The following is an 8,047-nucleotide window of genomic DNA, read 5'->3' as shown; positions in this document are numbered from 1 at the left end:
CCACTACCWGGATGCGCGGGGCWGGGTWGTGCCGGCCGCTGGCCGGCATTTCTGTTTGGGATCAGGGCGTGTCGCGCACCAGTGCGTCCGCCTCGACCACGCCGCCATCCTTGCCATGCAGGTACAGGTGCATGTCCTGCTGTGGATACGGAATGTTGATGCCGGCCTTGTCATAGCCCAGCTTGAGCTGCTCCAGCAGCGTCACCTTGGTGCCGAACCAGTCGGCCGACTTCACGTAGCAGCGGATGCCGAGGTTGATCGCGTGGGCGCCCAGTTCGTACACCACCACGTCCGGTGCTGGCGTCTGCAGCACGCGCGGGTCGGCCTTCATCAGCGCCAATGCGGTATCGCGTGCCAGCTGGATGTTGTCTTCGTAGCCGATGCCGATCACCAGTTCGACGCGGCGGGTCGGCTCGGCGGTCAGGTTGATGATCGGCGCGGCGGTGATCAGCGTGTTCGGGATGGTCGTGTGCTGGTTGTCGGCACCGGTAAGGACGGTCTGGAAGATGCGCACTTCGCGCACCGTGCCGGTCTGCCCGGCCACGGTTACCACGTCGCCGACGCGGAACGGACGCAGCGTCACCAGCATCACGCCCGAGGCGATGTTGGACAGCGAATCCTTCAGCGCAAGGCCAACGGCCAGGCCTGCGGTGCCGAGCACGGCCAGCAGCGGGGTGATCTGAACGCCCAGCGTGCCGATGGCGAGTACCACCACGATCACCAGTGATGCGGCGTAGACCACGTTGCGCAGGAAGTTGCCCAGCATCGGGTCCACGCCCATGCGCGCGGTCGCGCGCGGCATCGCGTTGGACAGACGACGTGCCACCCACATGCCGACCAGCAGCACCACGATGGCGGCCAGCAACGGCACACCGTAGGTCTCCAGCAGGCGCTCCCAGTCGAGCGAGTGGAACCAGGGCGTTGCGGCGGGGGCGGCGGGTGCTGCTGTGGCGATCATGTGGAAGAAGTCCTTTGCTGCGAAACGGTGTCTGCGTAGGGCAGGGCGTGCGTACACGCCAGAAACACGAAGCCCCGCAGAGGCGGGGCTTGCGTGCAGCAGCAGTATCGGCCGACGCCGATGAACACGACGTCAGCCTGAGGCCATCACGGCATCAGCCGTTGGCCTTCAGCTTGGCCAGGCGCAGCCAGGTATCGACCACGGTGTCCGGGTTCAGCGACACCGACTCGATGCCTTCCTGCATCAGCCACTCGGCCAGATCCGGATGATCGGACGGGCCCTGGCCGCAGATGCCGACGTACTTGCCCTTGGCACGCGCCGACTTGATCGCCATCGACAGCAGCTTCTTCACCGCCGGGTTACGTTCGTCGAACAGGTGCGCGACGATCGACGAATCGCGGTCCAGGCCCAGGCTCAGCTGGGTCAGGTCGTTGGAGCCGATCGAGAAGCCGTCGAAGATCTCCAGGAACTCATCGGCGAGCAGTGCGTTGGACGGCACTTCGCACATCATGATGATCTTCAGGCCGTTCTCGCCCTGCTTCAGGCCGTTCTGTTCCAGCACCTCGATGACCTTGCGGCCTTCTTCCAGGGTGCGCACGAACGGAATCATGACCCACAGGTTGTCCAGGCCCATTTCGTTGCGCACGCGCAGCACGGCCTTGCACTCCAGCGCGAAGGCGGACGAGAAGCTCGGGTCGACGTAACGGCTGGCGCCGCGGAAGCCGATCATCGGGTTCTCTTCGTGCGGCTCGTAGTTGCTGCCGCCGATCAGGTTGGCGTACTCGTTGGACTTGAAGTCCGACAGGCGCACGATCACCGCATTCGGTGCGACCGAGGCGGTGAGGGTGGCGATGCCTTCGGCCAGGCGGTCCACGTAGAAGCTGACCGGATCACCGTAACCGGCGATCTTCTCGTCGATCTTCTTCTTGGTCGCGGCGTCCTGGCGGTCGTACTCCAGCAGCGCGTTCGGGTGGATGCCGATGTGGCTGGCGATGATCATTTCCAGGCGCGCCAGGCCGATGCCGGCGTTCGGCAACTGGCCGAAGTCGAAGGCACGTTCCGGGTTGGCCACGTTCATCATGATCTTCAGCGGTGCCGGCGGCATGTTGCCCAGATCGGTGGTGGTGCGCTCGAAGCCGAGCTTGCCCTCGTAGATGAAGCCGGTATCGCCTTCAGCGCAGCTGACGGTGACCAGCTGGCCATCTTCGATGACCTTGGTGGCGTTGCCCGAACCCACCACGGCCGGCACACCCAGCTCGCGCGCGATGATCGCGGCATGGCAGGTACGGCCACCGCGGTTGGTGACGATGGCCGAAGCGCGCTTCATCACCGGTTCCCAATCCGGGTCGGTCATGTCGGCGATCAGCACGTCGCCCGGCTGCACGCGGTTCATGTCGTCCAGCGTCTTCACCACGCGGGCCACGCCCGAACCGATCTTGGCACCGACGGCACGGCCCTCGGCCAGCACGTTGCCGCCCTTTTCGGTCAGCGCGAAGCGTTCGATCTGGGTGGCGTGGCTGCGCGACTTCACCGTTTCCGGGCGCGCCTGCACGATGAACAGCTTGCCGCTGACACCGTCCTTGGCCCACTCGATGTCCATCGGGCGGCCGTAGTGCTTTTCGATGACCAGCGCCTGCTTGGACAGTTCCTGCACGTCCTCGTCGCTGATCGAGAAGGTGTTGCGCAGTTCGACCGGGGTGTCCTCGATCTTCACGCGCTCGCCGGGGACGTCCGAATACACCATGCGGATCGCCTTGCTGCCGAGCGAGCGGCGCAGGATCGCCGGCTTGCCGGCCTGCAGGGTGGGCTTGTAGACGTAGTACTCGTCCGGGTTCACCGCACCCTGCACGACCATCTCGCCCAGGCCGAACGAGGAGGTGACGAACACCACGTCGCGGAAGCCGGACTCGGTGTCCAGGGTGAACAGCACGCCGGAGGAACCGACGCCCGAACGCACCATCAGCTGCACGCCGGCGGACAGGAACACGTCCTCGTGCTTGAAGCCGTGGTGCACGCGGTAGGCGATGGCACGGTCGTTGTACAGCGAGGCGAACACTTCCTTGACCTTGTGCACGACGTCATCGGCACCGGTGACGTTGAGGAAGGTTTCCTGCTGGCCGGCGAAGGACGCATCCGGCAGATCCTCGGCGGTGGCCGACGAACGCACGGCAACGGCCACGTCGCCACCGCCGTTGTCGGCGCTCAGCTTGGCGTAGGCGGTGCGGATGTCCTGGTCCAGCTGCGGCTGCAGCGGGGCATCGATCACCCAGGTGCGGATTTCCTTGCCGGCGGCGGTCAGCGCGTTGACGTCCTCGACGTCCAGCGTGGCCAGCTTGTCGAAGATGCGCTTGGACAGATCGTTGTGCGCGATGAAGTCCTTGAAGGCTTCAGCGGTGGTGGCATAACCGCCCGGCACCGAAACGCCCAGACCGGCCAGGTTGCCGATCATCTCGCCCAGCGACGAATTCTTGCCGCCTACGCGGGCCAGATCGGCCAGACGCAGTTCGTGCAACCACAGGATGTTCTCGTTCAAGCGCGATGCTCCGTTTGGCCATCGCCCGAGGCGGGCTGAGTGGCCGCGTCCGTAGGAAGAAGCCGATATGATGCCGGGCAGAGCACCGTCGGCACAAGCTTGTGCTGGCGGCCTTTTTAAGCTTCGTAGGGGGTAAAAGCGCGCATGTCGACCATCCGTCCGGTGTTCTACGTTTCCGATGGAACCGGTATCACCGCTGAAACCATTGGGCATAGCCTGTTGACCCAGTTCTCCGGGTTCAGCTTCATTACCGACCGGATGTCGTTTGTCGACGACCCCGAAAAAGCGCGTGAAGCCTGTGCCCGGATCCAGGCGGCGGGGGAGCGGTACCAGGTCCGGCCGATCGTAGTGAACTCCTGCGTGGACCAGAGCCTGAGCCTGATCCTGGCCGACAGCGGGGCGCTGATGCTGGATGTGTTCGCACCGTTCATCGAGCCGCTGGAGCGCGAACTGGCCAGCCCGCGCCTGGCCCGGGTCGGCCAGGCCCACGGCATGGTCGATTTCGACACCTACCACCGCCGCATCAACGCGATGAACTTCGCCCTGACCCACGATGACGGCATCGCGGTGAACTACGACGATGCCGACGTGATCCTGGTGGCGGTGTCGCGCGCCGGCAAGACGCCCACCTGCATCTACCTGGCCCTGCATTACGGGGTGCGCGCGGCCAACTATCCGTTGACCGACGAGGACCTGGAAAGCGACCGCCTGCCGCCGCGCCTGCGCAACTACCGGCGCAAGCTGTTCGGCCTGACCATCGACCCGGACCGCCTGCAGCAGATCCGCCAGGAGCGCCGCCCGAACTCGCGCTACGCCAACCTGGACACCTGCAAGCGCGAGGTGGCCGCGGCCGAGGTGATGTTCCAGATGGAGCGCATCCCGACCCTGAGCACCACCCATACCTCGATCGAGGAGATCTCCAGCAAGGTGCTGGCCACGCTGGGGCTGCAGCGCGAGCTGTATTGATCCTTTCCCGCGCTGCGGGGCTGCCGGCCAGCGGCCGGCACTACCCAGGGGGCGCTTCAACTGCGCCCTGTAGAGCCGAGCCCATGCTCGGCTGGGCCACCGGGTTCTGGCCGAAGCGCAGCCGAGCGCGGGCTCGGCTCTACAGCGGTGACAGCGACCGACGGGTTGGCTGTGGCTCGAGGCGCCCCCACGTTGAAGCACCAACGTGTAGGATCGACCCATGGCCCGAGCCTTGCCCCGTACCGAACGCATTCCCCGCCTGAGCCGGCTGAGCTGGCTCATGGGCCTGTATGCGGAGAACTACCGCCATCTGGTGCGCCTGTTCGAACCGGCCGGACTGGCGACGGGCAGCTACATTTCCTCGATCGGCGACGGTCTGGACGTGCGCCTGGACGTGATCGAGTGCCACCGCTACACGGTGGAGCTGCGCCTGACCTACGACCTGGCCGACCCGGTCACCGGCGAGCCCGATCCGTCGGCCTATGTGCGCCTGTACCGTGACGCCCGCCAGGCCGAGACCACCCATTGCTACGTCGGCCGCCGCTGGCAGGACACCATGGGCCTGTACCCGCCGCCGGCGGAGCTGATCAGCCACCGCATGCGGATGAACACCTTCCTCGGCAAGTGGCTGGAATACCTGGCCGAGCGCGGCCACGGCGTAGCCACCCTGCGCCGTGATCCCGAGGGCGCAGGCACGCCCACCGAACGCCGCCTGTCGCTGGTGCGCTGATCGGCCATAATCCACGGCTGACCTGCTGCTGGATGCTGCCCCATGCCGTATACCCCGATCGTCGCCACCCTGGGCTACGTGCTGTCGCCTGATCGTCGCCAGGTGTTGATGATCCATCGCAATACCCGCCCCGGTGACCACCACCTGGGCAAGTACAACGGGTTGGGCGGCAAGATCGAAGCGGACGAGGACGTGGCCGCCAGCATGCGCCGCGAGATCCAGGAAGAGGCCGGCATCGACTGCACGGAAATGCGCCTGCGCGGAACCATCAGCTGGCCGGGCTTTGGCAAGCACGGCGAGGACTGGCTGGGCTTCGTGTTCGTCATCGACCGCTTTGAAGGCACCCCGCACGGCGGCAACCACGAGGGCACGCTGGAGTGGGTGGACCTGGACAAGCTGGGCACGCTGCCGATGTGGGAAGGTGACCGCAACTTCCTGCCGCTGGTGTTCGACGCCGACCCGCGCCCGTTCCACGGCGTAATGCCGTACAAGGACGGCCGCATGGTGAGCTGGTCCTACAGCCGCCTGTGAACCGGCGGATCGGGTAGCTGCCAACCCGTCCGGTGGGTGCCAAGCTTGGTTGGCACGCTCTTCTGGTCTATTAATACCCGGGTGATATTGACGGACGCAAATTACCCGGGCAATATTTGTGCATCACCCCCGATGCCCCTGCCATGCCTGCGTCCCGACTGCCCCCCTTCAGCTGCTTCGACGGCCATCGCCTGGTCGTTTCCGGTACGCCGGAAGTGGCCGCGCTGGCCCTCAAACAGCTGCGCGCCGACAACGCCGCAGGTCCGTTGCTGGTGTTCGACAATGCCACCGGCCGCACCCGCGATTTCGATACGCGCGGCAGCGACGCGGAACTGCTGGCGCGGGTGGCCGACGCGTTTCCGGCGCCGCTGCAGACGGACGTTGAAGCCCACGTCGAAGTCACCGGAGATGCACCGCCACTCCCACGTGGCCGCGGTCGCCCGAAGCTGGGCGTGGTTGCGCGCGAAGTGACATTGCTGCCGCGCCATTGGGCGTGGCTGGCCGAGCAGCCGGGTGGGGCCTCCGTGGTCCTGCGCAGGCTGGTGGAAGCGGCCAGCCGTGCGGGTGTCGACAAGGACCGTCAGCGCCGCGATACCGAGCGTGCCTATCACTTCCTGCAGGCCATTGCCGGTGACCTGCCCGGCTTCGAGGAAGCCATCCGCCTCCTGTTCGCGCAGGACCGCGCGGGCCTGGAAGCGGCGTTGCAGCGCTGGCCCGGGGATGTGCGCGATCACGCCCTGCGGCTGGCCTTTGATATCCCACCTGTTTAAGTACTGACGACCGACCCAGGGCGCCGTGGTTGAACGGCGGCGCCGCTTGATCGCGGGTGACTGCCCGCTTCCCTCGTGCTTGCTTTGCTGGCGGAAACGCCGGGCAGGGCAGCGCCTTGCCCAGAGAAACCCCATGAGCCTTTCCGCACACGCGACACCTCCGGTTGCGCCGCCGCTGTCGCGCACCTACCTGGCCCTGCTGTTGCCCATGCTGATGACCAATGCACTGCAGCTGGCCGCCGGCACGCTGGACAATGTCTACCTTGGCCATCTGCTTGGCACGCAGGCGGTGGCTGCCGCTGCTGCCTTCTTTCCAGTGTTCTTCCTGCTGATGGCCCTGGTGATGGGCCTGGCGACGGGCGCAATGGTGCTGATCGGCCAGGCCTGGGGCGCCGCCCAACCGCAGCGGGCACGCGCGGTGGCCGGCAGCGCGGTGGCGCTTGCCCTGCTGATGTCGCTGCTGGTGATGGGCGTGGGCGGCGTGTTCGCGCCGCAGATGCTGACGGCACTGGGGACGCCGGCGCCGGTCCTCGGCGAGGCCATCGTCTATGCGCGGGTGCTGCTGCTGGGTGCCCCGGCGTTCTTCCTGCTGTGGCTGGCGACGGCCGTGAGCCGCGCAGTGGGTGACGCGAAAACGCCGCTGCATGCGTTGCTGCTGGCGACCGTGCTCGGCCTGTTGTGCACGCCACTGCTGATCCTGGGCTGGGGCGGCCTGCCACAGCTGGGGGCGGCCAGTGCTGCGGTGTCGGCGGCATCTGCTTCGCTGCTGGCGTTGGTCTGGTTGCTGTGGCGCTGGCATCGCCTGGGGCATCCGCTGGCGCCAGGCCATGAACTGCTGAGGGCCATCCGCTTCGATGGCGTGATCATTCGTTCGATGCTGCGCATCGGCGTACCTTCATCGCTGCAGATGCTCAGCCTGGCCGTTGCCGAGATCGTGTTGCTCGGCTGGATCAACCGCTATGGCTATGCCGCCACGGCGGCCTACGGTGCGGTCAACCAGTTGATGAGCTGGGTGCAGCTGCCGGCCATGTCGCTGGGCATCACCGCCACCATCCTCGCCGCGCATGCGATGGGGGCAGGGCATGCGGCCCGATTGCCCGCCATTGCACGCACCGGCGTGATGCTGGGCCTGGCGATGCTGACGGTCGTGGTGCTGCTGGTGATGGCGCTGGCGCCGTGGCTGACCGGCCTGATCCTGGCGGCGCCGGAGGTGCGCGAACTGGCCGCATCGCAGCTGCGCACGGTGGTATGGGGCGTGCTGGCGATGGGAGGCAGCGCGGTGCTGGTCGGAGTGATGCGAGGCAGCGGAACCGTGCTGCTGCCGGCGCTGCTGGGCATGACGGCGGTGCTGCTGCTGGAGCTGCCACTGGCGATGTGGCTGCAGGCGCGGCACGGGCTGACCGGCCTGTGGTGGGCGTGGCCGCTGGGACTGGTGGCGATGCTGGTGCTGCAGGCGCTCTGTTTTGCTCGCTGGCGTCGGGTGCAGGCTGGGTAGCGCCGGCCGCWGGCCGGCAATMCGGAGCGGCCGGGGCAGCCGGCCAGCGGCCGGCTCTACCACG

At 66.8% G+C, this 8,047-nt stretch carries 7 protein-coding genes; 5 read left to right on the top strand and 2 right to left on the bottom strand.

What is annotated here, in order from left to right; genetic code table 11:
- Positions 1 to 61: 61 nt before the first annotated feature.
- Positions 62 to 958 (bottom strand): mechanosensitive ion channel family protein, encoded by an 897-nt coding sequence (locus D7T59_RS20885; protein WP_180853478.1) that lies wholly within the window; start codon positions 956 to 958, stop codon positions 62 to 64.
- A 154-nt stretch (positions 959 to 1,112) separates the two neighbouring features.
- The gene (gene ppsA, locus D7T59_RS20880; RefSeq protein ID WP_180853477.1) at positions 1,113 to 3,491 is read right to left on the bottom strand and encodes a phosphoenolpyruvate synthase; all 2,379 of its coding nucleotides are present in this window, start codon (positions 3,489 to 3,491) and stop codon (positions 1,113 to 1,115) included.
- A gap of 144 nt (positions 3,492 to 3,635) precedes the next feature.
- Here ppsA and ppsR point away from each other — a divergent pair, with 144 nt between their 5' ends.
- The 5 genes from ppsR to D7T59_RS20855 all read left to right on the top strand — a co-directional run bounded on the left by ppsR (position 3,636) and on the right by D7T59_RS20855 (position 7,983).
- Positions 3,636 to 4,457 carry a posphoenolpyruvate synthetase regulatory kinase/phosphorylase PpsR gene (ppsR, locus tag D7T59_RS20875; RefSeq protein WP_006452040.1) on the top strand — a complete coding sequence of 274 codons (822 nt, stop codon included), beginning with the start codon at positions 3,636 to 3,638 and terminating at the stop codon, positions 4,455 to 4,457.
- A gap of 220 nt (positions 4,458 to 4,677) precedes the next feature.
- The gene (locus tag D7T59_RS20870) at positions 4,678 to 5,187 is read left to right on the top strand and encodes a DUF1249 domain-containing protein (RefSeq protein ID WP_164135782.1); all 510 of its coding nucleotides are present in this window, start codon (positions 4,678 to 4,680) and stop codon (positions 5,185 to 5,187) included.
- Positions 5,188 to 5,229: 42 nt separating this feature from the next.
- Positions 5,230 to 5,718, top strand: a complete 489-nt coding sequence (locus D7T59_RS20865) for an NUDIX hydrolase (RefSeq protein WP_180853476.1) — start codon at positions 5,230 to 5,232, stop codon at positions 5,716 to 5,718.
- 143 nt (positions 5,719 to 5,861) lie between these two features.
- Positions 5,862 to 6,488 carry a DUF2239 family protein gene (locus tag D7T59_RS20860; RefSeq protein WP_180853475.1) on the top strand — a complete coding sequence of 209 codons (627 nt, stop codon included), beginning with the start codon at positions 5,862 to 5,864 and terminating at the stop codon, positions 6,486 to 6,488.
- A gap of 133 nt (positions 6,489 to 6,621) precedes the next feature.
- Positions 6,622 to 7,983, top strand: a complete 1,362-nt coding sequence (locus D7T59_RS20855; RefSeq protein ID WP_180863240.1) for an MATE family efflux transporter — start codon at positions 6,622 to 6,624, stop codon at positions 7,981 to 7,983.
- Positions 7,984 to 8,047 lie beyond the last annotated feature (64 nt).

It is taken from the genome of Stenotrophomonas maltophilia (assembly GCF_013464915.1).
In the GTDB taxonomy this organism is placed as follows: domain Bacteria; phylum Pseudomonadota; class Gammaproteobacteria; order Xanthomonadales; family Xanthomonadaceae; genus Stenotrophomonas; species Stenotrophomonas maltophilia_AT.
Note: the sequence above shows the minus strand (reverse complement) of the source record. Positions and strands in the feature narration are given on the sequence as shown.